Here is a 24,853-nt window from a genome sequence, read left to right as displayed (position 1 = left end):
AGACCGCCGCCGGGGAGGCGGTCAGTCGGTGAGCAGGATGCCGGTGAGCAGGACCCCGCGCGCGAGGTTGAGCACGCTGTCGCAGCCGGGGAAGCCCACCCGGGCCAGGCCACCCGAGCCGGTGCGGCCGAACAGGTAGGGCGCGAGGCTGTACGGGACGTCGGCGGTGACCGTCTCTCCCGTCTCCATCCGCACGAAGTCCATCGCCACCCGGTCGGCCGGCATGTACTCCTGCAGGATGTAGCCGCCCTCGTCGAGGGCGGCGCGCAGTCCCTCCTCCCACTTCTGCGGGTCGGTCTCGCGGCCCAACAGCACGCCGATGCCGGCGGAGCCGTCGGCGGGCTTGGCGACCAGGTCGTGCTGGTCGGCCAGCGCCCGGGGCAGCTCGGCGGCGGTGAGGGCGGTGGTGCGGGGGACGTACCGGCGCACGAGCGCCTGGTCGGGCTCGGGCAGGGTGTCGAGGTCCTCCCACAGCCAGGCGAAGTTGATCTTGTTGCCGAGCAGCCAGGCGGCGGAGCTGACGAACATGGGCAGGGTCCCGGCGGCGAGGGCACCGGCGACCGCGTCCAGGCCCGCGCTGGCGTGCACCCGGTTGGGCACGAAGAGCCGGAACAGCGCGTCCACCGGGGCGCCGTCGACGACGAGCCGCTTGTCCTCGTCCAGGGTCGCCAGCTTGAGCTGGGCGATGACCAGGTCGATGCCGAAGTGGCGGGCCCGGTCGGCCAGCGGGGACAGGATCCGGATGAAGTCGTCCGGCGTCTCCAGGCCCGGGTAGTCGGCGTCGAAGTCCAGCAGCAGCGCCACCCGGGCCCCGTCGGCCAGGCCCAGCTCGTCGCGGATCGCCACGAACCGCTGGTCCAGCAGGGACGGGGCGGGCCGCACCGCCAGCCCGTCGAGGATGCCCCGCTCGGCGTAGAGCTTCGCGTACCGGTAGACGACCGTGTCGGCGTCGAAGCCGCCACCGAGGCTGCTGTCGATGTTGTACTCGACGAACTTCGGCACCCCGCCGGAGATCAGCACGTCCGGCCGGTACGCGGCCAGCAGCGCCTCCGACAGCACCTCGTCGGTGTCGAGCAGCTTCGTCTCCTCCGCCGGCACCCCGAGCAGCCGGGTCAGCTCCCCGGCGGTGCGGGCCCGCCGCTGACACGCCTCGAGGATGAGCTGGGCGAGCCGGTCGCACACCTCGTTCAGCTCGCGGAACGCGTCCGCCGGCATCACCGGGGGCCGGGCCAGCCGCCACGTCTGGTTGTACGTCGCGCAGCCGTAGAAGACCTCCTTCCACGCGCCCGCCCCGGCGGCCACCATCGCCGCGCGGGTCGACTCCGGCAGGTCGTTCCACGCCTGGTCCAGCGGCGGCCAGGGGTAGTTGGGGTCGATCATCACTCGTCCTTCATGGTGAGTTGGATGGCGGCGGTGAGCTGCTCGCGGCCGGGCTGCACGGCCCGGTCCAGCGCCGGGGCGAACGGCAGCACCGCGCCGTCGGGGCGGGTGACCCGCCGGGGCGGCGCGAGCAGCCGCACCCGTTCCACCACGGTCGCGATGATCTCCCCGGCGATCCCGCAGGACCGGTTGGAGTCGTCGACCACGACCAGCCGCCCGGTGCGGGCCACGGACGCGGTCAGCCCGTCCCAGTCGAACGGATAGAGCGTGCGCGGGTCGAAGACCTCCACCGACACCTGGTCGGCCAGCTCCTCGGCCACGGCGAGCGCGTCGTGCACCAGGTGCCCGACGGCGACCACCGTCACGTCGTCGCCGGCCCGGTGCACCCGCCCCCGCCCGATCGGCACCGGGGCCAGGGCGGCGAAGTCCACGTCGGCGCGCACGTCCATCGCCCCGGCCGGCGCGAACACCACCACCGGGTCGACGTGCCGGATCGCCGAGACCAGCAGCCCGTACGCGTCGGCCGGGGTGGCCGGGACCACGGTGGTCACCCCGACGTGGGCGAAGAGGCTGTACGGGTGGTCGGAGTGCTGCCCCGCCCACCCCGTCCGCGAGCCGGAGCCCGGCACCAGGTAGGTGACCGGCACCTCGGCCTGCCCGCCCGTCATCAGCGGGAACTTGTGCGCGTGGTTGACGATCTGCTCGAAGACCAGGAACAGCAGGGACGGGATCTGGAACTCCACCACCGGGCGCAGCCCGGCCAGGGCCGCGCCGGTGGCGAAGCTGGTGAACGCCTGCTCCGACAGCGGGGTGTCCACCACCCGGTCCGGCCCGAACCGCTTCAGCAGCCCGGCGGTGACGTTCGAGGCGGCCACCCGGATGTCCTCGCCGAGCAGGAACACCGACTCGTCGCGGCTCATCTCGTCGGCCAGGGCCCGGGTGAGGGCCTTGCGGTACGACAGCCGTGGCATCAGCCACCTCCCGTCCGGGCGACCAGCCCGCTGGCGTACAGGTGCTCCAGCGCGCCGGCCGGGTCGGGCTCGGGGCTGGCCAGGGCGAACTCCTCCGCCGCGTCGAGGGTCGCCTCGACCTCGGCGTCGACGGCGGCCCGGTCCACCCCGGACAGCCGGGCGCCCTGGATGTCGACCGGGTCGCGGGACCGGCCGGCGGCCACCTCCTGCGGCGCGCGGTAGTCGAGACGTACCGCGTGCTCGAAGGTGTGGTGGGCGTCGAACCGGTAGGTGCGGGCCTCGATCAGCTCCGGCCCGCCCCCGGCGCGCATCCGGGCGACGGCGGCGGCCGTGGCGTCGCGTACCGCCTCGGGGTCCTGGCCGTCGACGACGGCCGCCGGCATGCCGAACGCCTCGGCGCGGCCGGGGATCGTGCCGGCCACCGCGCCCTCGACGGGCATGGTGGTGGCGTAGCCGTTGTTCTCGCAGACGAACAGCACCGGCACCCGCCACAGCGCGGCCAGGTTGAACGCCTCCAGCAGCATCCCCTCGTTGACCGCGCCGTCGCCGAAGAAGGTGGCCCCGACGAGGTCGTCGCCGCGCCGCCGACGCGCCCACACCGCTCCGGTGAGGATCGCGCCGGCGGCACCGACGATGGCGTTCGCGCCGAGCACCCCGACGGCGAGGTCGGCGGCGTGCATGGAGCCGCCACGGCCCCGGTTGAGCCCGGTCTCGCGGCCCAGCAGCTCGGCGAGCATGCGGGCCGGGTCGGCCCCCTTGGCGAGCACGTGGCCGTGCCCGCGGTGGGTGCCGGTGACCAGGTCGTCGTCGCGCAGCGCCGCGCAGACCCCGGCGGCGATCCCCTCCTGACCGAGGTACGGATGGATGCCGCCGACGATCGCCCCGGCGCGGACCAGGTCGACGGCCCGCTCCTCGAACCGGCGGATCAGCCGCACCGTGCGGTACAGCCGGACGGGATCGTCGCGGGTCACGCCGGGCGACCCTCCTTGATCGCGGCGAGGATGTCGTCCCAGAGCTGCGCGCGGGCGGCGAGCGCCAGGTTGACAGTGTCGGCGCACTCCTGCCACTTGGTGTCGTCGTCACCGCACAGGTCGGCGAGCATCTGCATGGCCATCGGGGTGTGCTGCTCCCCGTCGACCTCGATGTGCCGCTCCAGGTAGTCGACGAACGTGTGCAGCTTCTGGCTGCGCTCGTTGACGGCGACGACCTGGGTGAACATGTCGGGGATCAGGTCCTCGCGGCCGAACGCGAAGGCCGCCGCCTGGCAGTGCACCGGCGTCGACTCGATGATCTTCCAGGTGGTGGCGGCGAACGCCGCCGACGGGCCGGGCACGCCGGCCTTCGCCAGCGCCTCGGTCACCGGCGTGCCGGCGCGCAGCAGGTCGATCAGCGCCTCCACGGCGCCGGTGTCGGCCCCCGCCTCGGCCATGCCCCGCACGTACAGCTCGAAGTGGCTGATGTAGCCCTCGCCGAGCTCGTCGCTCTCCTCGACCATCACGATGTCGTTGATCAGCCGCCGGCTGCCGGTCGGGCCGGTGGGGATCCACGGCACGTCCACGCAGGTGAGCTGCCGCTGCAGCGACTTCAGCAGGGACATGAAGTCCCACACGGCGAAGACGTGGTGCTCCATGAAGGTCACCAGCGCCTCGTGGGTGTCCAGGTTGGCGTAGAGGGGGTGCTTGACCACCACGTCGCGGCGGTCGGTCACCGCCTGCTCCAACCGCTCGATGCCCGGGTGCGTCTTACCCCAGTCGTACCGTGACATTGTCAGCCTCCCTGCTGGGCGCGGTCGCGCCAGATGACCGGGCAGAAGTCGGGGTCCGCGTAGTCCGGCCGCCCGTCGTGGGTGCGGCGGACCAGCACGTCGTGGTTGTACGCGGCGAGGGTGCCGTCGGAGAGCGGGAACTCCCGGTAGGCGTTCGCGCCGTCCTGCAGGTGCAGCGAGATCGCCCGGCGCGGGCGACCGCTGACGTTCGCACCGCTGCCGTGGTAGGTGCGGCAGTGGTGGAAACTCACGTGTCCCTTCGGGATCACCATGGGGATCTTGCGGATCTGGGCCCCGTTGTGCGCGGCGTTGCGGGCCAGCATCTCCTCGAGCTGGTCGCGGTCGCGCTCGGCGAAGTGCCGCACGACGGTGTCGTCGGCGCCGATCTCCTTCCACCGGTGCGACCCGTCGACCATGGTGATCGTGCCCATCTCCTCACCGCAGTCGTGGAACGGGATGAACGCGGTGAGCATGTCCTCCGACGACGAGGACGACCAGTAGTGCTTGTCGAAGTGCCAGGGCACGATGTTCGACGGCTCGCCGTCGATCGGCGGCTTGTAGATCAGCGTGGACTGGAACACCCGGATCTCGGCGGCCCGCGCGAGCCGGGCGGCGACCGCCCCGAGCAGCGGCTTGCGCAGGATCGCGGCGATCCCGTCGTGCTCGTAGTGGACGTAGTCGTTGTGCCGCTGCACCGGGCCCTTCGACGGGTCCCAGTAGGCGAGCTTCGGCGGGCGCACCGGCAGGGTGCGGTCCCGCTCGCCGTCGTAGTACCGGTCGGTGGCCGCCACGAGGGCGTCCACCTCCTCGTCGGTGAACAGCTTCTTCGACAGGTACCAGCCGTGCTCGGCGTAGTGCCGCACGTCCTCGTCGGACGGCAGCAGCGCCTCCTCCTGCGCGGTCAGCGCCGGGTGGATCTGTGTGGTGGTCATGCCCCAACCCCTTGTGCCGTGCCAGCCGCGACGGCGGGGGTCGCCCCCGCCGCGGCCAGCTCCCGTTCCTTGGCCTCGTAGAGGGCCTTGATGTTGCCGCTGCCGAAGGTCAGCGCCCCGCGTCGCTCGATGAGTTCGAGGAAGAGGGTGCGTCGCACGTGCATCGACTCGGTGAAGATCTGCAGGAGCTGGCCGCCGTGGTCGCGGTCGACCAGGATGCTCAGCTCGCGCAGCCGGTCCAGCGGCGCGTCGACCGGGCCGACCCGCCGCTCCAGGTCGTCGTAGTAGGCCCCCGGGGTGCCAGCGAACCGGACGCCCCGGGAACGCAGCGCGCCGACGGCGGTGACGATGTCGTCGGTGCGCAGCCCCAGGTGCTGCACGCCGGCCCCGGCGTGCTCGGTGAGGAACGCGTCGATCTGCCCGGGCCGGTGGCTGCGGTCCGGCTCCAGCAGCACCAGGGTGACCCGCCCGGACGGGCTCTGCACCACGGTGGAGTTCATCGCCTGCCCGGCGACCTCGACGTGCTCGGTGAAGATCTGCGCGAAGCCGAAGACCCGCTCGTAGTGGGCGACGGTCGCGTCGAGCTGCCCCGGCGGCACGCAGATCGCCAGGTGGTCGATCTCGGCGAGCAGGCCGTCGTCGCCGGCCGGCTCGGTGGGCTCGGTGGTCTCGAACGCGCCGGGCAGGAAGTCGCGCCGGGCGCCCCGGCGCTCCACCAGCCGGTGCAGCACGTCGCCGAAGCCGGCCACCTCGGCGGTGACGACCTCGGCGTCCGCGCCGGTGAAGGTGACCGGCGGCGTCACCGGCGTCGCCCCCCGGCCCACCAGCTCCGCGTACGCACCGGCGGCGTCGTCGACCTCCAGCGCCACCACGGCGATGCCGTCGCCGTGCCGCTGCACGTACGTCGACGCCCGGTGCCCGGCGGTCAGCCCGGAGGTGAGCACCATCCGGATGTCGGCCTGGCGCAGCAGCAGCGACCGCTGCCCCGCCAGCCCGGTCTCGGGGCCGCCCTGCCCGGCCAGGCGGAACCCGACGGCGGTGCCGAAGTAGAAGGCGGCCTGCCGGGCGTCCCCCACGAAGAGTTCGATGTGATCTATAGAACGGATGTCCATTTACCAGCCCTTCCCCATGTCCCCCCGTGACTGCCGTCCGGGCTCCCCCGCCCGGGGTGTTACGCGAGATCACCTCCCGGCGCGGCGGCGCGCGCACCCGCACCGGCGGTGCGCCGCAGCAGCAGGCTCACGTTCTGCCCCCCGAAGCCGAACGAGTTGGTCAGCGCGTGTTCCACGTCGGCCCGCCTGGCCTCTTTGCGGATGTGGTCCGCCGGGCAGGCCGGGTCCGGGTCGTCGAGGTTCCAGGTCGGCGGCAGCAGCCCCCGGCCCAGCGCCAGCGCGGTGGCGGCGGCCTCCAGCACCCCGGACGCGCCGAGCAGGTGCCCGGTGAGCGCCTTGGTGGAGCTGACCGGCACCCGGCCCTCGCCGAACACGTCGGTCAGGGCGGTGATCTCGGCGATGTCGCCGAGCTTGGTGCCGGTGCCGTGGGCGTTGACGTAGCCGACGTCGCCGGCCGTCACCGCGCCGCCGGCCAGGGCCTGGCGCATGCACTCGGCCGCTCCCGCCCCGTCGGGCCGGGGCGCGGTGGGGTGGTGGGCGTCGGTGTTCGCCCCGTACCCGGCCACCTCGGCGTAGCCGGCCACGCCCCGGGCGGCGGCGTGCTCGGCACGTTCCAGCACCAGCAGCGCCGCGCCCTCGGCGAGGACGAAGCCGTTGCGGCGGGCGTCGAACGGCCGGCTCGCCTCGGCCGGGTCGGCCCAGCCCCGGGCGAGGGCCCGGGCGTTGCCGAAGGTGTCGGCGAAGGTGGGGAACAGGGGGGCCTCGCTGGCCCCGCAGACCACCACGTCGGCCTCCCCGGCCCGGATCAGCCGGACCGCGTCGGCGACGGCCTGCGCGCCGGAGGCGCACGCCGTGCCGACCGACGAGCTGTAGCCGCGGATGCCGTGGGCGATGGCGATGCGCGCCGCCGGCATGTTCGGCAGGATCCCGGTGAGCAGGTACGGGCTGACCGCCGCCCGGCCCCGCTCGGCCCGCGCCAGCACCTGCCGCTCCAGGGTGGCCATCCCGCCGACGCCGCCGACGATCACGCCGATCCGGGCGGGGTCGACGTCGCGGCCCACCTCGATGCCGGCGTCGGCGAGCGCGTCGGCGGCGGCGAGCAGGGCGAGCACGACGATCCGGTCCAGCACCCGGGTCTCCGGGCCGGACGCGACCGTGCGCGGGTCGATGTCCGGCAGCAGCCCGGCGGCCTCCAGCGACCCGTGGGCCGGGTGGTCCTGCGGCGGGCGGACCAGCCCGGACCGGCCGGCGAGCAGGGCGTCGAGGGTCTCCCCCGTCCCCCGCCCGGCCGGGGTCAGCAGGCCCATCCCGGTGATGAGGGCGGTCACGACGACGACTCGGTCAGGTAGCGCTCGCGCAGCACCACCTTGCGGACCTTGCCGGTGACGGTGACCGGGATGTCCTCGGAGCGCACCGGCACCACCCGGCGCAGGGTCGCCCCGACGTCCGCGCCGAGCGCGGCGCGCACCGCCTCGGTGCGGTCGACGCCCGGGTCGGCCCCGGCCGCCAGCTCCAGCAGCACGTCGGTGACGACGCGGTCGTCCTCCTTGACGATCACCACGGTGCAGTCGGTGACGTCGGGGCAGGCGGCGAGGACCCGCTCCTCGGACAGGGCGGTGAAGAACCGCCGGCCGTCGCCGACCTCGACGGAGTCGACGGCCCGGTCCAGGTGGTAGTAGCGCCCGTCGGCGTCGGCGTAGACCAGGTCGCCGGTGAGGTACCAGCCGCGCAGCCGGAACCGGTAGGTGGTGACCGAGTCGTTCCAGTAGCCCCGGAACAGCGACGGCGAGTCGATGCCGAGGAAGCCGACCTGCCCCGGGGGCAGCTCGTTGCCGTCGGCGTCGAGCACGGCGACCTTCGTGAACTGGTACGGGCGGCCCACGCAGCGGCCGTACCGGTCGGTGTCGGCGGTGTGGGTGATGTGGAACATCGAGTGGCCCATCTCGCTGGAGCCCAGCCCGTCGATGAACACGGACCCGGGCACCCGCACCACGCCCTGGCGGGTCACGGTGTCCCGCGAGCCGACCGCGACGAGCCGGCGCACGTGCGGCTCGTGCGAGCAGTCGCCGGTGTTGAACCACAGCCGCACCGAGTCCAGGTCGTACGCGGACAGGTCGAACCGGGCCAGCTCCGCCCAGGTGACGGAGAACCCGAACACGCCGTCGGGCCGCCACCGCTGGATCGCGTCGAGGACCCGCTCGCCGCCCTGGTCGGACAGCAGGAACATCTCCGCCCGGTTGCCCAGCGCCTGGTTGACCATGAGCACGGTCGCGGTGTGCGGGGCGGGCAGCGCGTTGAGGATGCGGCGGGTGCCCTGCGCCTGCGGCATGGACAGCAGGTGCCGGGTGGCGGCGAACAGGCTCGCGTGCGAGTGCAGCACCGCCTTGGGCACGCCGGTGGTGCCGGAGGTGTGGGTGATGACGATCGGGTCGTCGGGGTGGTGCCGGTAGTGGGCCCCGGCGGCGGCCGGGTCGCCCGTGCCGGCGTCGGCGGGCGTGCCGAGCAGCGGCGCGCCGAGGTCGTGCCCGGCCAGCAGCTCGGTGTGCGCGGCGTCGGCGAGGACGCCCGCGCCGCGCAGCCGGCGGATGTACTCGGCGGCGATCTCCGGGCGCAGCCTGCCGTTCATCAGCGCGGGGATCGCGCCGAGGCGGGTCAGGGCCAGGAAGCTGAGCACCATGTCGGCGGCGGCGGTGGCCCAGACGGCGACGGGGTCGCGGGGCTTGACGCCCCGGGCGCGCAGCCAGGCGGCGCGGGCGGCGACCCGCTCGTCGAGCTGCCCGAGCGTCAGCGGGCGCTCGGCGGGGTGCCCGTCGACCTCCGTGTCGAAGGTCAGGCCGGGGCCGTCCGGGTCGGCGCCGTGCGCCAGCACCCGGGCCAGCACGTTGCCGGCGCCCAGCTCGGTGTCGGCGGCCAGCACGCCGCGCAGTCCCTTGGTCTTCATCGTGCGTCTCCTCGCCCCAGCAGCACCGCGACGGCGGCGGTCCCGGGCAGGGAGCCCGGTGCCGCGGCCTGGACGCCCGCACCGGCGTCGTCGGGTGCCTGTTCGATCAGGATCAGTAGTGCCTCGTCGGCGTCGCCGTCGCTCAGCAGCAGTTCCGCCTCGGCCGTTCCCTCGGCCAGCGGGTCCCCGGTCGGGGCGAGGCAGACCACCGGCCCGCCCAGCCCCCAGCGCGCGGCGACGTGCCCGGCCACGCTGTTGGGCACCGACTGGAAGAAGAACAGCGGGCCCGGTCGTCCCCCGGCGGCGACCGTGGCGTGCACGTGGTCGGCGCTGGCCCGGTCCCCGGCGGCGCTGACCAGCACCACCGCGGTCCGCCCGCCGGCCGGTTCCGGGGCCGGTCGCTCGCCGTGGCGTCGGGTGAGGCACCGGTCGGCGACGGCCGCGACGACCGGGCTGAACTGCGAGTGCACGAACCCGGGCAGGGTCGGCGGGGCGGCGTCGCCCGGCTCCGGCCAGCGCGCCTGCGCGAGCACCCGCAGCCGGCCGTCCGTCGCCGTCGGCAGCTCCCCGGTGCCGGTCACGCCGCACCGACCAGCAGGGCGGTGTTGGCGCCGCCGAACGCGGCGTTGAGGCTCACCGCGTAACCGGTGGCGGCCGGGCGGGGCGCGTCGCGGATGACGTCGAGCGGGCACGCCTCGTCCGGGCCGAGCCAGCCGGCGTTGACCGGCAGCTTCCCGTGCCGTACGGCCAGCACGGTCACCACCAGCTCCAGCAGCCCGGACGCCTCCAGCGCGTGCCCGTGCAGCGCCTTGGTCGAGCTGACCGGCACCCGGTGGGCGTGCTCGCCCCAGGCCAGCCGCAGCGCCGCCGCTTCGGCCGCGTCGCTGTAGCCGGTGCCGGTGGCGTTGGCGTTGACGTACCCGATGTCCTCGGGGCGCAGGCCGGCGCGGCGCAGGGCCGCGCCGAGCGCGCGCGCCAGGCCGCGCCCCTGCGGGTCGGGCTGGCAGGGGTGGTAGGCGTCGCCGGCCCGGCCCCAGCCGAGCACCGAGGCCAGCGTCGGCGCGTCCCGCCGGGCCGCCGCGGCGGCGGACTCCAGCACCACGGCGGCCACGCCGTCGCCGAGCAGCAGCCCGCGCCGCCCGGCGCTGAACGGGCGGACCGCGCCGTCGGTGGCGAGGGCCCGGCCGGCGTCGAAGAGCGCGTACTGGTCGGGTTCGACCAGGTACCCGGCGGCGACGACGATCCGGTCGACGTCGCCGCGGCCGATCAGCGCGGCGGCGTCGGCGACCGCGGTGGACGCCGACACGCAGGCACTCGTGTAGACCCGGGACGCACCGGCCAGCCCGCACCGGCGGGCCAGCTCCCCGGCCAGCGCCGGCACGCCCGCCCCACCGTGGGCGGCGAGCAGCAGCGGCGCGGCGGCCCGGCCGGCCGCGTCGAGCCCGGCGGCGGCGCACGCGGCGTGCACCGCCCCGGTCAGCTCGTCGGCCAGCGGGCCGGCGTCCGCCAGGGTGGCCGCCACGCCGACCCGCCGGGCGCTGGTGTCGAAGCGGCCGACGGGCCGGAACGCGGGGGCGCCGGCGAGCACCCCGGCGAGCTGGGCGTCGGCGCCCCTGCCGAGGGCGCTGAGCGCGTGGACACCGGTGATCCGTACGGGGGCCCGCTCAGCCATCTGCGGGGGCGGTCAGGCAGGTGTGGAACACCGCCAGGGCGTCGTCGACCGTCCGGATGCCGGCGAGCTGGTCGTCGGTGAGGTCGAGCCGGCGGTCGTAGCGCTGTTCGACGAGGTGGACCAGCCAGGCGAGCTCCATCGAGCCCACCCGGTCGGACACCTGGTCGACGGGCTTCGCGGTCATCTCGGCGAGCATGGTCAGCAGGTCAGCTCGCCCCAGGTCGGGCTGACCGGCCATCAGGAGTTGCCGTCGGCCGTCGCGGCGACCCGGTCGGCGACCATCGTGGTGAACTCGCCGACCGTCATCAGCGCCAGCTTCTCGGACTCGTCGTCGGCGAACTTCAGGCCGTAGCGGTCCTCGACGCGGACGGCCAGGTCCGCCAGGGCCAGCGACTCCAGGTCGACGCCGGCCGGGCCGAGGGTGGTGTCGTCGTCGATGCCGTCGACGTCGTAGTTCATGTCGTCGAGCTGGGAGATGACGAAGGCACGGACCTCGTCGCGCATGGTTAACCTCTTTCCGTGAGCCAGTCAGCGGTGCCCGGTCGGGACACCGTGTACGTGTTCCTCGGCCGTACCGACGGCGATCGGCCGGCGGCGGCCCGGCGGCTGCTGCGGCGCGCGGGTGGCACGCTGCTCGGCCGGGCGGAGGCGGAGATCCGGGTGGGACGCGACGCGGCCGGGCGGCCGCTCGTCGACGCCGGTGACGCGGTGGAGCTGCCGGTGAGCGTCAGCCACACCGGCGGGGTCGTGGTGGTGGCGGCCCGCCGCGGCGGCGGGGTCGGCGTCGACGTCGAGCGCCGCCGGGAGCTGCCCGCGCTGGCGCTGGCCCGCCGCTGGTACGCCCCGCAGGAGGCGGCCTGGCTGCGCGGACGCCCTCCCGGGCACCGCGTCGAGGCGTTCCTGCTGCTGTGGACGGCCAAGGAGGCGGTCGGCAAGGCGCTCGGGCGCGGCCTGCGCGACGGCGGCCTGCGCCGGCCGATGCCGGTCCCCGGCGGGCCGGGTGAGCTGCTGCGCCCCGTCCCGGGGACCGGTGGGCTGCGGGTCGGCCACCCCCGGCTGCCCGCAGGCGGCGGCCCGGCCGGCGACGGGCCGGTTCCGGCCGGCGGCCTGGTGCTGGCCGGTGACCTGGTGCTGGCCCTGGCGGTCGACGGGCCGGCGGACGGCGTCGAGCTGGTGATCGACTGATCGATCAGTCAGGTCGGCGGGCACCGCGACGGGCCGCCGGAGCGGGCCGGTCACGGCGTGGCCGCCCGCAGCGCCTCGGTCGAGCGGACCAGCTTGCCGGTGGTGGTCCGGGGCAGCCGATCGAGCAGGTGCAGGACGCGGGGCCGCTTGTAGGCGGCGAGCCGCTCGGCGAGCAGCTTCTCCAGCACCTCCTCCGACAGCGGCCCGTCCGGCTGCACGTACGCGGTGATGTCGCCGTCGTGCACGACCACGGCGGCGGCGACGCCGGGCAGCCCGGCGAGGGTGGCCTCCACCTCGGTGAGGTCGACCTTCAGCCCGCCGACGGAGACCTGCGAGTCGAGCCGGCCGCGCACGGTGACCAGGCCGGTGTCGGGGTCGACGGTGCCGGCGTCGCGGGTGTGCAGCCAGCCGTCGGCCCAGCGGTCCGGGTCGGACAGCCCGACGTACGGCGAGTCCGGGCAGCTCACCCACAGCTCGCCGGTGGCCGACTCGCGGACGGTGATCCCGGGGGCGGGGGCGATCGAGGGCCGGTGCCAGCCGTGCAGGTCGGTGCCGATGACGCCGACCTCGGTCATCCCGTACATGTTGCCCAGCGGCACGCCGAAGCGGTCGACGAACGCATTGACGACGGCCGGCGGGACCAGCTCGCCGCCGGTGGTCATCCGCTTGAACTGCGGCAGCGGGCCGGTCGGCCGGGTGGAGGCGAGCAGTCCGATGTGGAACGGCACGCCGAGCACGGTGGCGGGGGTGTCGTCGGCGGCGATGGCGGCCAGGACCGCGTCGCCGCTGAGCCGGTCCGGCGGCACCAGCGTCACGTGGGCGTGCAGGCCGTAGAGCAGCCCGCCGACGAGACCGAGCACGTGCACCATGGACGGCAGCAGGATGATCCGCTCGCCGGGCAGGGCCACGCCGTCGATGCGCGTGTAGCGGCGCACCTCGGCGACGAGGGACGCGGCGCTGCGACCGATCACCTTGGACGGTCCGGTGGAGCCGGAGCTGAGCTGGATCACCGCGTGCGGGCTGCCGGCGGGCCGGTCCGAGTAGGCGGTGACGCCCTCGGTGACGTCGACGAAGATCTTCAGCGCGGCGCCGCCGCTGCGCACCGGGGCGACGACGACCTGCGGGGTGAGCCGCGCGAGCGCGCCCTGCACCTCGTGGTCGGTGAGCCGGTGGTCGAGCAGGATCGCCTGGGCCCCGGTGCGCCAGGTGGCGAGGAGGTTCACCACGTACGCCAGCGACGGCGGCAGGCGCAGCGCGGCGGCGCCCCCGGGACGCAGCCCGGCGCCGGTGAGCCGGGCCTGCGCCTCGGCGACGAGCCGGCGCAGCGTGCCCCGGTCCACCGGGTCGGGCAGCCGCAGACAAACTTCGGCCGACGGACCGGCCAGCAAGAGGTCGTCAACCCAGGTAGGGTGGTCTACTGTAGATTCTGCTGCCGAACGATCCATGGTCACTGTGGTCTACCGCCCAGCATCGAAAATGGGCATAACTGCCCAATGTGGTGCGTCCTCCGGGGTGCTGACGGAACACTACGACAGCCGCCGAGACCATTACTAGATGCAAATGGCTAGATCAAAAAGGTCGTGCGGCCCGATTGCCGGTCAGCCGGTTCGCCGGGCAGGATCGGGGGCCGCGAGGCCGTCGGCGCGCCGCCGGCGCAGGGCGGGAGCCTGCCCACCGTGGAGCCGGCACACCCGGGCGGCAGCCTGCCCAGATTCGGCCCGAACGCCTGCCCGCGTGAGGCCTGACGGCTCCCCACGTCGGCCTGACGCCGATGGGTGACTGCCGACCGGCAGCCACCCATCGAAGATACACGATCTTATGGCGACGGGGTGCCCCGCCCGCGAAATCAGGCCAGGGCCGGCGTCTGCGCGTAGACGACGAACCGCAGCGACCGGGCGTCGGTGAAGCACTCCCGCATCGGCTTGACCAGGTCCCGGTGCTCCGGGCTGCGCTCCCACGCCTCGAACGCGGCCAGGTTCACCCACTCGCTGGTGATCAGCCACTGCTCCGGGTCGGCCGACGAGCGGCACACCTGGTCCACCAGGTGCCCCGGCACCCCCTCGGCGACCAGGTGCCGGATGGCCTCGTAGGCGCGCAGGAAGTCCCCGGTGCGCTGCTGCGGCACCCGGACCAGGAAGACCACCCGCGCCCGCTGTTCGATCATCGTGCCACTCCTTGGGTCGGGCCGGGCTCGGCCGCCCGGCGGGGCGCCGGTGCCGGGCGGGCCGCCGCGCCCCGCAGCACCAGCGCGCTGTTGAAACCGTCGAACCCCCGGGCGGCCACCAGCGCCACCCGGGACGCGGGCCGGCGGGGCTCCCGCAGGAAGTCCAGCTCGCAGCCGTCGGCCGGCCGGTCCGGGCCGGCGGAGGCGGGCAGCGTGTCGTGGGCGAAGGCCAGCAGCGCCGTGGCCACGTCCAGCGCCGACCCGCCCTGGTGCGCCCGGCCGGTCAGCGGCTTGGCCGTGGTCACCGGCACGGGACGGGCCCCGAACACCGCGCGCAGCGCGTCGGCCTCGGCCCGGTCGTGGCCCGGCGTACCCAGCGCGTCGGGCAGCACCACGTCCACGTCGTCGGGGGTGACGCCGGCCCGGTCCAGGGCCAGCCGCATCGCCCGCGCGTACTGGACGGGGTCCCCGGCCCGGCCGGGGCCGGTGTGCACCGCGTCGTGGGTGGCCCCCCAGCCGGTGACCTCCCCGTAGATGCGGGCCCCCCGGGCCAGGGCGTGCGACAGCTCCTCCACCACGAACACCGCGCCGCCCTCCGCCGGCACGTACCCCGCGGCGTCGGCGTCGAACGGCTGGTACGCCCGGGCGGGGTCGTCGGCGACGCTGAGCAGCCCGGACCGCAGCTGGCAGGCCAGCGCGTACGGGCTCAGCGGGCACTCGGTGGCCCCGGCGATCACCACGGGGGTGCCCCGCCGCACGGTACGCACCGCGTGCGCGAGGCTGTCCAGCCCGCCGGCGGACTCGCTGACCAGCACCCCGCAGGGGCCCTTGAACTGGTGGTGGATGGAGAGCTGCCCGACGCTGGCAGCGTAGAACCAGGCGATCGACTGGTACGCCCCGACGGTGCGCGACGGCCCGCCCCACAGCCGTTGCAGCTCCCGCTGCCCGAACAGGTTCCCGCCCGACGAGCTGGCCAGGGTCACGGCGTACCCGTAGGGCTCGGGGGCGTGCTCGGGCAGCCCGGCGTCGGCCAGCGCCAGCCGGGTGGCCGCGAACCCCAGGTGCGTCCACCGGTCGGTCTGCACCAGCCGGCGGTTGTCCGCCCAGGTCAGCGCCTCGAAGTCGGGCACCTGACCGGCGACGCGGGTGGGGTAGGACGCCGGGTCGAACAGGGTGATCGGGCCGGTGCGCCGGGTCCGCGACACCACCGTGGCCCAGTGCGCCTCGGCACCGATGCCGCTCGGGGCGACCACCCCGATCCCGGTGACCACCGCGCGGGTGGTCACGCCGCCCCGCCCGACGCCGCCCCGCCGTGCGCGGTGCCGCCCTGTGCGGTGCCGCCGTGCGTCACCCCGCCGTGCCCCGTCCCGCCCAGCCGGCGGAACACCATCGCCGACTGGAAGCCGCCGAAGCCGCTGCCCACCGACAGCGCCACGTCCACCGGCACCTCCCGGGCCACGTTCGGCACGTAGTCCAGGTCGCACTCCGGGTCGCGGGTGGCCCAGTTGGCCGTCGGCGGCACCACGCCGTACTCGATGGCGAGGGCGCAGGCGGCCATCTCGATGGAACCGATCGCGCCGAGGGAGTGCCCCACCATGGACTTGATGGAGCTGATCGGCACCCGGTGGGCCGCCTCGCCGAGGGCCCGCTTGAACGCCGCCGTCTCGTGCCGGTCGTTCTGCCGGGTGCCGGAGCCGTGCGCGCTGATGTAGGAGACCTGCTGCGGGATGAGCCGCGCCTGCTTCAGGGTCGCCGAGATGGCCAGCCCCATCTCCAGCCCGTCCGGGCGCAGCCCCGTCATGTGGTAACCGTTGCTGCGGCTGGCGTACCCGGCGACCTCGCAGTAGACGTGCGCCCCCCGGCGGCGGGCGTGCCCGTACTCCTCCAGCACCAGCACCGCCGCGCCCTCGGCGAGGACGAAACCGTGCCGGTCGGCGTCGAACGGGCGCGACGCGTGCGCCGGGTCGTCGTTGTCGGGGCTGGTCGCCTTGATCGCGTCGAACGAGGCCACGGTGACCGGGGAGATCGGCGAGTCCGCCGCCCCCGCGAGGACGATGTCGGCCTCGCCGTCGGCGATGAGCTGGTGGGCGTACCCGATGGCGTCGATGCCGGAGGTGCAGCCGGTGGAGACCACCTGCGCCGGGCCGTGCAGCCCGTGCCGGCACGCCACGTCGGCGGCGAGGCTGCTGGGCACGAGCGCCTGGTACAGGTACGGCCCGCCCCGGTCGTGGTCGACCAGCCAGCGGCTGCCGGAGTCGCTGACGGTCACGTACTCCTGCTCCAGGGCCATGGTGCCGCCGACGGCGGTGCCCAGCACCACCCCGGCGCGGTCGCGCTGCGCGTCGGTCAGCTCCAGGCCGCTGTCGGCGACCGCCTCGATCGAGCAGGCGAGCGCGAACTGCACGTACCGGTCGGCGCGGCGCCGCTCGGCCTCGGTGAGCCCGGCGGCGACCGGGTCGAAGTCGCACTCGGCGGCGATGCGGGAGCGGAACGGCGCCGGGTCGAAGAACGTGATCCGCCGCGTCGCCGTGCGCCCCTCCGTGATCGTCTTCCAGAACCGGTCCCGGGTCACGCCGCCCGGGGCGACCACCCCGATGCCGGTCACCACCGTGCGGCGCGCGGTCACGACGCGCCCCGCTGTTCCGCCGGTTCGGTGTCGACGTGCCCCAGCTCCGGCCGGGGCGCGAGGGGGCCCAGGTGGAACACCACCTCGGCCGGCTCCTCGCCGGTGTTGCGCAGCCGGTGCCGCACGTTGACCGGCACGAACAGCGCCTCCCCGGCGACCACCGGCACCGGCCGGTCGTCCAGGTCCACGGTGATCGCCCCCCGCGCCACGTACAGGAACTCCTCGCTGTACGGGTGGTAGTGCTCGGCGATGCGCTCGCCGGGAGCGAGGGCGGCGACCCCCATGAACCCCGAGGTGCTGCCGACCGTCCTCGGACCGAGCAGCACCCGCAGCTCGCCGCCGCGCCGCCGGTCCGCCGGCACGTCGCGGGCGGCAACCGTCCGGTACGCCGGGTCGTCCGCCGTACGCTGGGCGGTGGTCTCACTCATCGTCGCCTCCCGTGGTGGCGGAGCCGGCCCGCGCCGCCCGCTCGATCCGTTCCTTGATGACCGCGAGCTGGACGCGGCTGTTGGTGTTGATCCGCTCGGTCATCCCGGCGTTGTCCAGCGGAGCGCTCGGGTGCATCGCGAAGTCCTGCACCCAGGTCATCCGGGTGCCCTCCGGCTCGGTGTCGTAGCGCCAGTGGATGCGCATGTACTCGAACGGGCCGGTCTCCACCCGGTGCGCCCGCACCTCGCGGTTCTCCCAGTCGGTGGTGCGTTCGCTCACCCAGCTCCACACCGCGCCGTTCTCGTCGGGGTGCATGGTGAGGCGGAACCGCACGGTGCGGCCGTCGCGTTCGAGGATCTGCGCGGAGGCGTACTCGGTGAACAGGTTCGGCCAGTTCGCCACGTCGTTGGTCAGCTCCCAGACCAGCCGCAGCGGCGCGGCGATGACGATGCTGTTCTCGGTGTGCCCGGGCGGGTCGGTCGCCCGGGTCACCAGGTCGGCGACCTCGGCGATGCTCAGCCGCGCGGCGTCCTCGGGCAGGCGCACCCGGTACCGGTCGGCGACCACCGCGGACAGTTCGAGCAGGGCGAGGGAGTCCATGCCGAGGTCCTCCAGGGACGCTTCGGGCTCCCGGGCCGCGGCCTCGGTGTCCAAGCCGCAGTGCGCCACCAGGATCTCGGTGATCTCGGCGGTGAGCGGGCGGCCGTGGGTGACGGTCATCAGTTTCTCCTCTGGTCGGGGCCGGGCGGGCCGGCGGCGGGGACGCGAACGGGACTCCTCCCGTCGTCCGGTGCGGCGCATCCGGCGCAGCGCGGCCACACCCGCCCGCCGACGGTGGGGGTCACGGCCGCCGCCCGCCGTGGTCCCAGCGGTAGAAGCAGCGCGCCATGGCGTCCCGGGGCGAGCGCCAGGTCGGCAGGTACGGCGAGACGTACGGCTGCAGCCGCGCGCTGACCCGGGCGAACTCGGGGTGCTCCCGGATGCCCTCCACCGCCGTCTCCCCCGGCCGCTCGGTCTCCAGTAGGTGGACGTAGAGGTCACCCAGCCGGTACAGCGACCGGTGCCGGACCCCGGCCAGGTGCGGCAGCTCCGTCGCGTCGGACTCGGCGAAGATCTCGGCGACCCGCTCCTCGGCGTCGGGTGCCACCTTGGCGACGATCAGCGAACGATCCATGGACTGCCTCCCTCGGGCGCGCAGCGGCGCGGCGTGAACTCGCCGTCACGCGGGACGACTGCCGCCACGGTGCGCGCACCGCCGTCACCGAGGCGTCACCGCCGGCCCACCCCCCGACACGACCGACAGTGACGCTGCGTTGATGAATCCTGTGGACAATCCATGCTCCGCCTGAGAAGGCGACCCCGATGGCGACAAATATTCGCAGTTGGCGGGCACTTTGCCGTCCACGATGGCAGCAGCCACGCCCAACCCCATGTTGACTCACCGTAATCACTGTTGTTAATCTTCGAGCGGGCCAGCCCGGCGGTCGCGACGCCCGAGCCGCGCCGCGTGACGCCACCGGAGACAGTGGCGCCCCCGGGCGAGCGCGCCGGGACGCACGAGGAGTCCGGACGAGGTCCGGTGCAGGGGGTGCCGCCGTGACCGCTGATCCGCCCACGCCGACCACGGGCGGCGGCCCCACCCCGGACGTCTCGCTGCACCTGCTCGGCGGCTTCCGCCTGCTGCACGACGAGACCCCCGTCGTCGTGCCGCGCGGCCTGCAACGGGTCCTCGCGCTCATCGGACTGCGCCCCGGCGCCACCCGCAGCCACCTCGCCGGCCTGCTCTGGCCCGAGGCACCGGAGGAACGGGCGCTGTCCTCGCTGCGTACCGCGCTGTGGCGGCTGCGCCAGGACCCGTGCTGCCCCCTGGTCGCCACCGGCGACACCACCCGCCTCGACCCCCGCGTACGGCTCGACGTCGACGACCTGACCAGCACCGCCGCCCGCGTCCGCGACGGCGACGACCCCGGCAGCACCGGCACCGCCCTCACCGCCGGCCGGCACGACCTGCTCCCCGGCTGGTACGACGACTGGGTGCTGCTGGAACGGGAACGCCTGCGCCAACTGCGGCTGCACATGCTCGAACAGGTGGCCCGCAACCACCTCGCGGCGGGACGGCACGGCGAGGCCCTGGAGGCCGCGCTGGAGGCCATGGCGGCGGAACCACTGCGCGAGACCCCGCACCGGCTGGTGGTGCGCGTCCACCTCGCCGAGGGCAACGTCTTCGAGGCCGTGCACGCCTTCTACGCCTACCGCGACCTGCTCCTGCGGGAACTGCGCCTGGAGCCGTCCCCGGCGATGACCGCCCTGCTGCACGACACGCTCGCGCCCATCCGGCAGGCCAGCCGCCCGACGCCCCCCGAGCCGCGCAGGCCGGGCGCGTCACCGCAAACACACCCACGGTGACGGCAACGTGACAGATCGGTCGGCATGGTGGTCGCAGAAGCGGTGCCACGGTCGCCCGACCTTGATCCAGGAGCACCGCCGGCGGGAGGGACCCATGAGTCGTCTACTGATCGTCAGCAGGATCATCCCCGGCGCGGAGGGACGCGTGGCGCAGATCTTCGCCGAGTCCGACGCGACGGAGCTGCCGGGCCTCACCGGCGTCCGGCACCGCTCCCTGTACTGCCTGCACGACCTGTGCGTACACCTGATGGAGACCGCCGACGTCGACGCCGACGCCCTCGCCGCGGCCCGCAACCACCCGCTCTACCTCCAGGTCAACGAGCGGCTCTCCGCGCACACCTCGCCGTACCTGCCGACCTGGCGCTCGCCGCGCGACGCGATCGCCGGCTGCTTCTACAGCTGGGACGCCACCTCGTCGGTCGGTGCCACCGGCACGGCCGGCTGAGCGGGAGGGCCGCGACCATGGTGGCCAACCCACCGCACGTGGTGATCATCGGGGCCGGCACCGGCGGCCTCTGCCTGGCCCACGGGCTGCGCCGGGCCGGGATCGGCGTCTCCGTCCACGAACGGCACACCACCCGCGCCGACGGGCTGCTCGGTTACCGGGTCGGCATCGGACCCACCGGCAGCAGGGCGCTGCGGGAGTGCCTCCCGCCGGAGCTGTTCGACATCTTCGCCGTCACCTGCGCCCGCGGCCCCCGCTACTTCAACGTCGTCACCGAGCGACTGCGGCAGACCGCCTCGTTTCCGCTGCGCCCGGACACCGACGACGTCGGCACCGAACGCTCGGTCGCCCGGATGACCCTGCGCCAGGTCCTGCTCACCGGCCTGGAGGACGCCGTCGAGTTCGGCAAGACGTTCACCCACTACGACCAGCGCGACGACGGCACGGTCACCGCGCACTTCGCCGACGGCACCACGGCGACCGGCGACCTGCTGGTCGCCGCCGACGGCACGCACTCCGCCGTCCGCCGCCAGTACCTGCCGCACGCGGTGATCCGCGACGCCGGCACCATCAACATCGCCACCCGGATCCCGCTGACCGAACACACCCGCTCGCTGCTGCCCGAACGCGTCGCGCAGGGCATCTCGCTGGTCTTCGGCGCGGGCGGGACGATGGGCGTGCTGCACGTGATGGAGTTCAAGTGGGACCGCAACGGCGACGTCAAGCTCGGCGTCGCCGCCGCCGACGCCGACCTGTTGCGCCGCTGGCCCGGCCTGCGCCACGACACCACCCGCGACAACATCAACTTCATCATCTGGAGCACGGCCCGCCGGTTCCCCGCCGACGTCATGACCCGCCGCGGCGAGGACCTCGTCCGGATCGCCCAGGAACTCACCCGCAACTGGCACCCCCACCTGCGGGAACTGCTGGCCCGCAGCGACCCCGGCAGCGCCCTGCCCATCAGGGTGTCCACCTCCGAGCCCGTGCCGGCCTGGAAGAGCAGCACCGTCACCCTGCTCGGCGACGCCATCCACACCATGACCCCGGGGCGCGGGGTCGGCGCGAACACCGCCCTGCGCGACGCCGCCCTGCTCTGCCGGCAGGTCAGGCTGGCCGCCGCCGGGGAGAAGACCCTGGTGCAGGCCGTCGCCGACTACGAGGCCGCCATGCTGCCGTACGGGTTCGCCCGCGTGCACGACTCGCTGCACCGCAGCGGCACCAGCGGCGACGACCGGATCTACCGTCCGGTGATCGGGCGGCTCGCGCTGCTCGGGGCGCGCGGCTACTTCGGCATCACCAGTCGGGTGCCCCGGCTGCGGCGCAAGTTCGTCGACGACTTCTACACCTATCGCGGCGAGGAGGACTGAGGACGTCGTCTCACTCTCGGTAACCCCGGCGCCACCCCGGGTTCGAAGTGCCCCACCAGCACCGGAAGCCACCGGACCTCCCTGTCGCCGACACGGCGCGTGTGCGAAGCTGCGACGGATTTTTCTCGCGACTTTTCACCGATGCTCTCAAAGAGGGAGGTTCGCCGTGCCGTCGAGTTTCGGGCAATGGCTGATCGTGATCCTGGCACTGCTGGTGGGTGCGGCGGCCGGATGGGCGCTGCGTGGCCGGCAGGAGACGCCCTCCGGCGCGACGCCCATCGTGGAGGGTGACCCGGTCGCCGGTGTGGCGGTGGTGTCCAGCCCCGCCCCCGAGGCCACCGTCGACGAGCAGCGGCCGGAGGCGACCGTCGCGCCGGCGTCGGCCCCGGTCGCCGTCCTCGACCAGCCGACCCCGGACACCGCCTCCCCCACCCCGACCGGTGGGGTCCTCGGCGACGCCGACCCGGCCGCCTTCACCCCCACCGCCCCTGCCTCCTCCGCCGACGCCCCCACCACCGTCGACGCCCCGGAGCCGGCGACGGTGACGGAGCCCGAGCCGGTCGCCGCGACCCCCGACGAGCCGACGGACACGACCCCCACCGAGCCCGTCTCCGTGACGCCCGCCGAGCCGGTGGACGTGACGCCCGCCGAGCCGGCGGCGGAGACCGCGGACGCCGAGCCGGTGGCCAGGGCTGTCGAGCCGGTGGAGACCGCGCAGGTCCCGCCGGTGGCGGAGGCCGAGGCCGTCCCGCCGGTGGCCGAGAGCGCGCCGGCCGAGCCCGTCCTGCCGGCCGAATCCGTGGCCGAGCCCGTGTCGGAGCCCGCAGCCGGGGCCGCGACGCCCGTCGTCCCCGCGCCGCGTACCCCGGTCGACGACGCCCTGCCGCCGACCGCCGACGGGTCCGAGGCGCAGGACGCCCCGGTCGAGCCCGAGCCCGCGCCGGTCGCCGCCGGGGCGGCGACCACCGGGTCGGCCGACGACTTCCGTCGCATCCAGGGCATCGGCCCGAAGATGGCCGCTGCGCTCCAGGACGCCGGCATCCGCACCTACCGGCAGCTCGCCGACCTCGACGAGGCGGCCCTGCGGGAGACGATCCGCGCCGCCGGCCTGCGGGCCGCGCCCAGCCTGGCCACGTGGCCCCAGCAGGCCAAGGTCCTCGCCGGCGCGCCGGCCGAGGCCGACCGGGTGCTCCCGGCGGGTGGCGCCGACGCCTGACGGGGCCGCCCCGAAGGCGTAGCACCAGTCGGGGCTGGCCAGCGGGTTGCGGGCCACGCTCCGGGTGACACCGGGATCCCCGCGTGCCGCCGACATCGCTGCCCCGTCCGTGCAGGTGCGGACGGGGCAGCGGCCGTTTAGCCGCTCGTGGCGGTTGGGTACATCGGGCTCACCTCGAAAACACCACTACCCGGGAGGAAGCCATGCGGCGCGGCCCGTCGATTCTGGGAATCATCCTTGTCATCTGGCTGGTCATCGGCGCCATCGCCGCTGGACAGCGGGGCTACTACAACGGCGACGACACGAACTGCGCCGAGGCGGGCACCATCCTGGTGACCATCGTCGCCGGGCCGTTGAACTACATCGGCGCCAACCCGAAGGTCGACTGCGAGCTTCCCGAGCCGTCCAAGTAGGACGGGCGGCACGGCACGAGCGGCCCGCCCCCTTGCGGGGGCGGGCCGCTTTCGCTTCGCGTCTGCTGCGAGCTTCTTGGACAGTTGCCGTCAGGAGCGAACACGAACCGTCCAAGATCTGCAGCGGTGCGCGTCGAGCGGGGCGAGCCGAGAGCGTGGGTCAGCGGAAGCAGTGGGCGATCGTGACCTTGCTGCCCACGCAGTTGGTGGGCCGGTTCTCGATGACGACGCTGGCGTCGTCGATCCTGACCTGGGCCCGGTCGGCGAAGATCCCACCCGGGGGCAGGGTCGCGCTGTTGTCGACCACCTTGCTCTTGAACAGCGAGAGCTGCCCGGCGACAGTGTAGATGCCGCCGCCGGTGGACTTCGCGCCGACCGCGGCGTTGCCGCTCACCTCGCTGGTGCGTACCAGCGTGTTGGAGCGGTCGGCGAAGATGCCGCCGCCGTTGCCCCGGGCGTGGTTGCCGCTGACGACGCTGTCGTCCATCGGCAGCAGGCCCTGGACGCTGGAGATGCCCCCGCCGTTGCCGCTGGCGGTGTTGCCCTGCACGACCAGGCCGCGCAGGACCAGCACCGCGTCGGAGTTGGCGATGCCGCCGCCGATCTTGGCGGTGTTGTCCACGACCCGGGTGTCCTCGACCTTCGTCCGGGCCGAGAAGCTGGCCAGGCCGCCGCCCTGCCCGGCGATGTTGTGCGCGAGGATGGTGGTGGCGACGTCGGCCGCGCCCCGGTAGTTGGCGAGCCCACCGCCGTAGCCGTTGGCGCTGTTGTCGCGGAACTCGGTCTTCGTCATGGTCAGCACGCCGCCGTTGAGCATGCCGCCGCCCTTGCCCTCGGCGCCGGCGGCCGAGTTGCCGACGAACCGGCTCTCGCGGACCACCATGTTGCCGTCGTTGAAGACCCCGCCGCCGCCCTCCTTCGGCGAGACGGACGTGCTGCCGACGACCGTGGTGCGTTCGAGGACGGCCGTGGCCCCGTGCACGACGTGGACGCTGCCCCCCTCCGAGGTGGACCGGCCGTTGCGCAGGGTGACGTCGCGCAGTGTCAGCTCGCCGCCGTCGCGCACCGTGAAGAAGCGGAAGGTCTCGGCGTTCTCGCCCCGGGCGATGGTCGCCCCGGAACCCTCGACGGTGATCGCCTGGTAGATCACCGGCAGGCCGCTGTTGTCGTCGCCCGGCTGGCGCGGCGGCAGTTCGGCGTCCCCGGGGGTCTCGGCGGCGTCGGCGGCCTCCCGGGCGTCGCGGATGCCGCCGTCGTACTCGTCGGGCTGCTGGAAGGCGTGGCTGAGCGTGTAGGTGCACTTCGGCGCGAGCCGCACCGTCGCCCCGCCCTCCGCGTTGGCCTGCACGAGCGCGGCGACGAGCCGGGCCGAGTCGCAGGGCACGGTGAGCAGCGGCGGCCGGTGCGTGCCCGGCCCGTCCGGCTTGCCCTCCGGCTTGCCGTCCGGGGCGGCCGCCCCGTCCGTCCCGCCCTCGGGCCGGCGGGGACCGCCCGGGGCGCCCTCGTCGGTCCACCGCCCCCCGTCGGGGCCGTCGTCGCGCACGGCCGCCGCCTGTTGCCCCTGGTCGGTGACGCCGGGAGCGCGGTCGGCGGCCAGGGCGGCGACGCCGGTGACACCGGCCGCGCCGACCACCAGGCTGCCGGCCACCACGCCGCCGGCTAAGAACCACCGGGACCGTCGCCTGCTGGGCGTCGCTCGCCGGTTGCCCTGGTACGTGAACATCACGGTCCTGCCTCTCCTGCACGAAATGACGCGGCGGCACCGGAACGGGGCGCCGGGTGGCGTACCTCGCGGGGGCCACCGAAGGTCACGATACGGAGAGGAAACG

25 protein-coding genes and 1 pseudogene are annotated in these 24,853 nt (G+C 74.6%); 6 read left to right on the top strand and 20 right to left on the bottom strand.

The window, feature by feature from the left end; genetic code table 11:
• Positions 1-21: 21 nt before the first annotated feature.
• From TK50_RS29910 to TK50_RS29855, 12 genes are read right to left on the bottom strand one after another with little or no spacing between them, the layout of a single operon-like run.
• Positions 22-1,380 (bottom strand): ATP-grasp domain-containing protein, encoded by a 1,359-nt coding sequence (locus tag TK50_RS29910; RefSeq protein WP_043968899.1) that lies wholly within the window; start codon positions 1,378-1,380, stop codon positions 22-24.
• Entirely contained in the window at positions 1,380-2,351 is a 972-nt protein-coding gene (locus TK50_RS29905; protein WP_043968898.1) for an alpha-ketoacid dehydrogenase subunit beta, read from the bottom strand. The genes TK50_RS29910 and TK50_RS29905 overlap by 1 nt, the downstream gene beginning before the upstream one ends.
• Complete coding sequence (locus TK50_RS29900) at positions 2,351-3,322, bottom strand: thiamine pyrophosphate-dependent dehydrogenase E1 component subunit alpha (RefSeq protein ID WP_043968896.1); 972 nt, start codon at positions 3,320-3,322, stop codon at positions 2,351-2,353. Before TK50_RS29900 ends, TK50_RS29905 begins: the two co-directional genes overlap by 1 nt.
• Complete coding sequence (locus TK50_RS29895) at positions 3,319-4,116, bottom strand: DUF3050 domain-containing protein (RefSeq protein ID WP_043968895.1); 798 nt, start codon at positions 4,114-4,116, stop codon at positions 3,319-3,321. Before TK50_RS29895 ends, TK50_RS29900 begins: the two co-directional genes overlap by 4 nt.
• A gap of 2 nt (positions 4,117-4,118) precedes the next feature.
• Complete coding sequence (locus TK50_RS29890) at positions 4,119-5,048, bottom strand: phytanoyl-CoA dioxygenase family protein (RefSeq protein ID WP_043968893.1); 930 nt, start codon at positions 5,046-5,048, stop codon at positions 4,119-4,121.
• Complete coding sequence (gene hppD / locus TK50_RS29885; protein ID WP_043968892.1) at positions 5,045-6,160, bottom strand: 4-hydroxyphenylpyruvate dioxygenase; 1,116 nt, start codon at positions 6,158-6,160, stop codon at positions 5,045-5,047. The genes TK50_RS29890 and hppD overlap by 4 nt, the downstream gene beginning before the upstream one ends.
• Before the next feature lie 59 nt (positions 6,161-6,219).
• Positions 6,220-7,488 (bottom strand): beta-ketoacyl-[acyl-carrier-protein] synthase family protein, encoded by a 1,269-nt coding sequence (locus TK50_RS29880; protein WP_043968891.1) that lies wholly within the window; start codon positions 7,486-7,488, stop codon positions 6,220-6,222.
• Entirely contained in the window at positions 7,485-9,101 is a 1,617-nt protein-coding gene (locus TK50_RS29875) for a class I adenylate-forming enzyme family protein (protein WP_043968890.1), read from the bottom strand. The genes TK50_RS29880 and TK50_RS29875 overlap by 4 nt, the downstream gene beginning before the upstream one ends.
• Positions 9,098-9,634 carry a beta-ketoacyl synthase chain length factor gene (locus TK50_RS29870; RefSeq protein ID WP_144420476.1) on the bottom strand — a complete coding sequence of 179 codons (537 nt, stop codon included), beginning with the start codon at positions 9,632-9,634 and terminating at the stop codon, positions 9,098-9,100. The genes TK50_RS29875 and TK50_RS29870 overlap by 4 nt, the downstream gene beginning before the upstream one ends.
• Before the next feature lie 44 nt (positions 9,635-9,678).
• The gene (locus tag TK50_RS29865; RefSeq protein WP_043968889.1) at positions 9,679-10,773 is read right to left on the bottom strand and encodes a beta-ketoacyl synthase N-terminal-like domain-containing protein; all 1,095 of its coding nucleotides are present in this window, start codon (positions 10,771-10,773) and stop codon (positions 9,679-9,681) included.
• On the bottom strand, positions 10,766-11,011 hold the full coding sequence (locus TK50_RS29860) for a hypothetical protein (protein ID WP_043968888.1): 246 nt from the start codon (positions 11,009-11,011) through the stop codon (positions 10,766-10,768). Before TK50_RS29860 ends, TK50_RS29865 begins: the two co-directional genes overlap by 8 nt.
• Positions 11,011-11,277 (bottom strand): acyl carrier protein, encoded by a 267-nt coding sequence (locus tag TK50_RS29855; protein WP_043968887.1) that lies wholly within the window; start codon positions 11,275-11,277, stop codon positions 11,011-11,013. The genes TK50_RS29860 and TK50_RS29855 overlap by 1 nt, the downstream gene beginning before the upstream one ends.
• A 15-nt stretch (positions 11,278-11,292) precedes the next feature.
• On the opposite strand from TK50_RS29855, the gene TK50_RS29850 reads away from it, so the two are divergent.
• The gene (locus tag TK50_RS29850) at positions 11,293-11,958 is read left to right on the top strand and encodes a 4'-phosphopantetheinyl transferase family protein (protein WP_043968886.1); all 666 of its coding nucleotides are present in this window, start codon (positions 11,293-11,295) and stop codon (positions 11,956-11,958) included.
• A 50-nt stretch (positions 11,959-12,008) separates the two neighbouring features.
• Here TK50_RS29850 and TK50_RS29845 read toward each other — a convergent pair whose 3' ends face one another.
• The 7 genes and pseudogenes from TK50_RS29845 to TK50_RS29815 form a co-directional block, all read right to left on the bottom strand.
• On the bottom strand, positions 12,009-13,403 hold the full coding sequence (locus TK50_RS29845) for a class I adenylate-forming enzyme family protein (RefSeq protein ID WP_043968885.1): 1,395 nt from the start codon (positions 13,401-13,403) through the stop codon (positions 12,009-12,011).
• Positions 13,404-13,804: 401 nt separating this feature from the next.
• Positions 13,805-14,122: an antibiotic biosynthesis monooxygenase family protein gene (locus TK50_RS29840; RefSeq protein WP_043968884.1), complete on the bottom strand. Its 318-nt coding sequence runs from the start codon at positions 14,120-14,122 to the stop codon at positions 13,805-13,807.
• Complete coding sequence (locus TK50_RS29835) at positions 14,119-15,408, bottom strand: beta-ketoacyl synthase N-terminal-like domain-containing protein (protein WP_043968883.1); 1,290 nt, start codon at positions 15,406-15,408, stop codon at positions 14,119-14,121. The genes TK50_RS29840 and TK50_RS29835 overlap by 4 nt, the downstream gene beginning before the upstream one ends.
• A gap of 86 nt (positions 15,409-15,494) precedes the next feature.
• Positions 15,495-16,748 (bottom strand): annotated as a pseudogene (locus TK50_RS29830) (beta-ketoacyl-[acyl-carrier-protein] synthase family protein); the annotation flags it as partial.
• A complete protein-coding gene (locus TK50_RS29825; protein WP_043968882.1) occupies positions 16,745-17,176 on the bottom strand; it encodes a cupin domain-containing protein in 432 nt (143 codons plus the stop codon). The pseudogene TK50_RS29830 and the gene TK50_RS29825, both read right to left, overlap by 4 nt.
• Positions 17,169-17,897 carry an SRPBCC family protein gene (locus tag TK50_RS29820; RefSeq protein WP_043968881.1) on the bottom strand — a complete coding sequence of 243 codons (729 nt, stop codon included), beginning with the start codon at positions 17,895-17,897 and terminating at the stop codon, positions 17,169-17,171. Before TK50_RS29820 ends, TK50_RS29825 begins: the two co-directional genes overlap by 8 nt.
• A gap of 121 nt (positions 17,898-18,018) precedes the next feature.
• Positions 18,019-18,351: a TcmI family type II polyketide cyclase gene (locus TK50_RS29815; RefSeq protein ID WP_043968880.1), complete on the bottom strand. Its 333-nt coding sequence runs from the start codon at positions 18,349-18,351 to the stop codon at positions 18,019-18,021.
• A 422-nt stretch (positions 18,352-18,773) separates the two neighbouring features.
• Between TK50_RS29815 and TK50_RS29810 the strand changes: the two genes are divergently transcribed.
• The 5 genes from TK50_RS29810 to TK50_RS29790 all read left to right on the top strand — a co-directional run bounded on the left by TK50_RS29810 (position 18,774) and on the right by TK50_RS29790 (position 23,024).
• On the top strand, positions 18,774-19,583 hold the full coding sequence (locus TK50_RS29810) for an AfsR/SARP family transcriptional regulator (protein ID WP_043968879.1): 810 nt from the start codon (positions 18,774-18,776) through the stop codon (positions 19,581-19,583).
• A gap of 94 nt (positions 19,584-19,677) precedes the next feature.
• Positions 19,678-20,028 (top strand): TcmI family type II polyketide cyclase, encoded by a 351-nt coding sequence (locus TK50_RS29805; protein ID WP_043968878.1) that lies wholly within the window; start codon positions 19,678-19,680, stop codon positions 20,026-20,028.
• A 17-nt stretch (positions 20,029-20,045) separates the two neighbouring features.
• Positions 20,046-21,395, top strand: coding sequence for an FAD-dependent oxidoreductase (locus TK50_RS29800; protein ID WP_043968877.1), 1,350 nt, complete (start codon positions 20,046-20,048; stop codon positions 21,393-21,395).
• Positions 21,396-21,561: 166 nt separating this feature from the next.
• A complete protein-coding gene (locus TK50_RS35650) occupies positions 21,562-22,611 on the top strand; it encodes a helix-hairpin-helix domain-containing protein (RefSeq protein WP_043968876.1) in 1,050 nt (349 codons plus the stop codon).
• 203 nt (positions 22,612-22,814) lie between these two features.
• The gene (locus TK50_RS29790) at positions 22,815-23,024 is read left to right on the top strand and encodes a hypothetical protein (RefSeq protein ID WP_043968875.1); all 210 of its coding nucleotides are present in this window, start codon (positions 22,815-22,817) and stop codon (positions 23,022-23,024) included.
• A 160-nt stretch (positions 23,025-23,184) separates the two neighbouring features.
• On the opposite strand, the gene TK50_RS29785 is transcribed toward TK50_RS29790, so the two are convergent.
• Positions 23,185-24,747 (bottom strand): right-handed parallel beta-helix repeat-containing protein, encoded by a 1,563-nt coding sequence (locus TK50_RS29785; protein ID WP_043968874.1) that lies wholly within the window; start codon positions 24,745-24,747, stop codon positions 23,185-23,187.
• Positions 24,748-24,853: the final 106 nt, after the last annotated feature.

Origin of the sequence: Micromonospora haikouensis (assembly GCF_000876225.1) — a bacterium.
In the GTDB taxonomy this organism is placed as follows: domain Bacteria; phylum Actinomycetota; class Actinomycetes; order Mycobacteriales; family Micromonosporaceae; genus Micromonospora; species Micromonospora haikouensis.
This window is presented reverse-complemented; position numbering and strand designations above follow the sequence as displayed.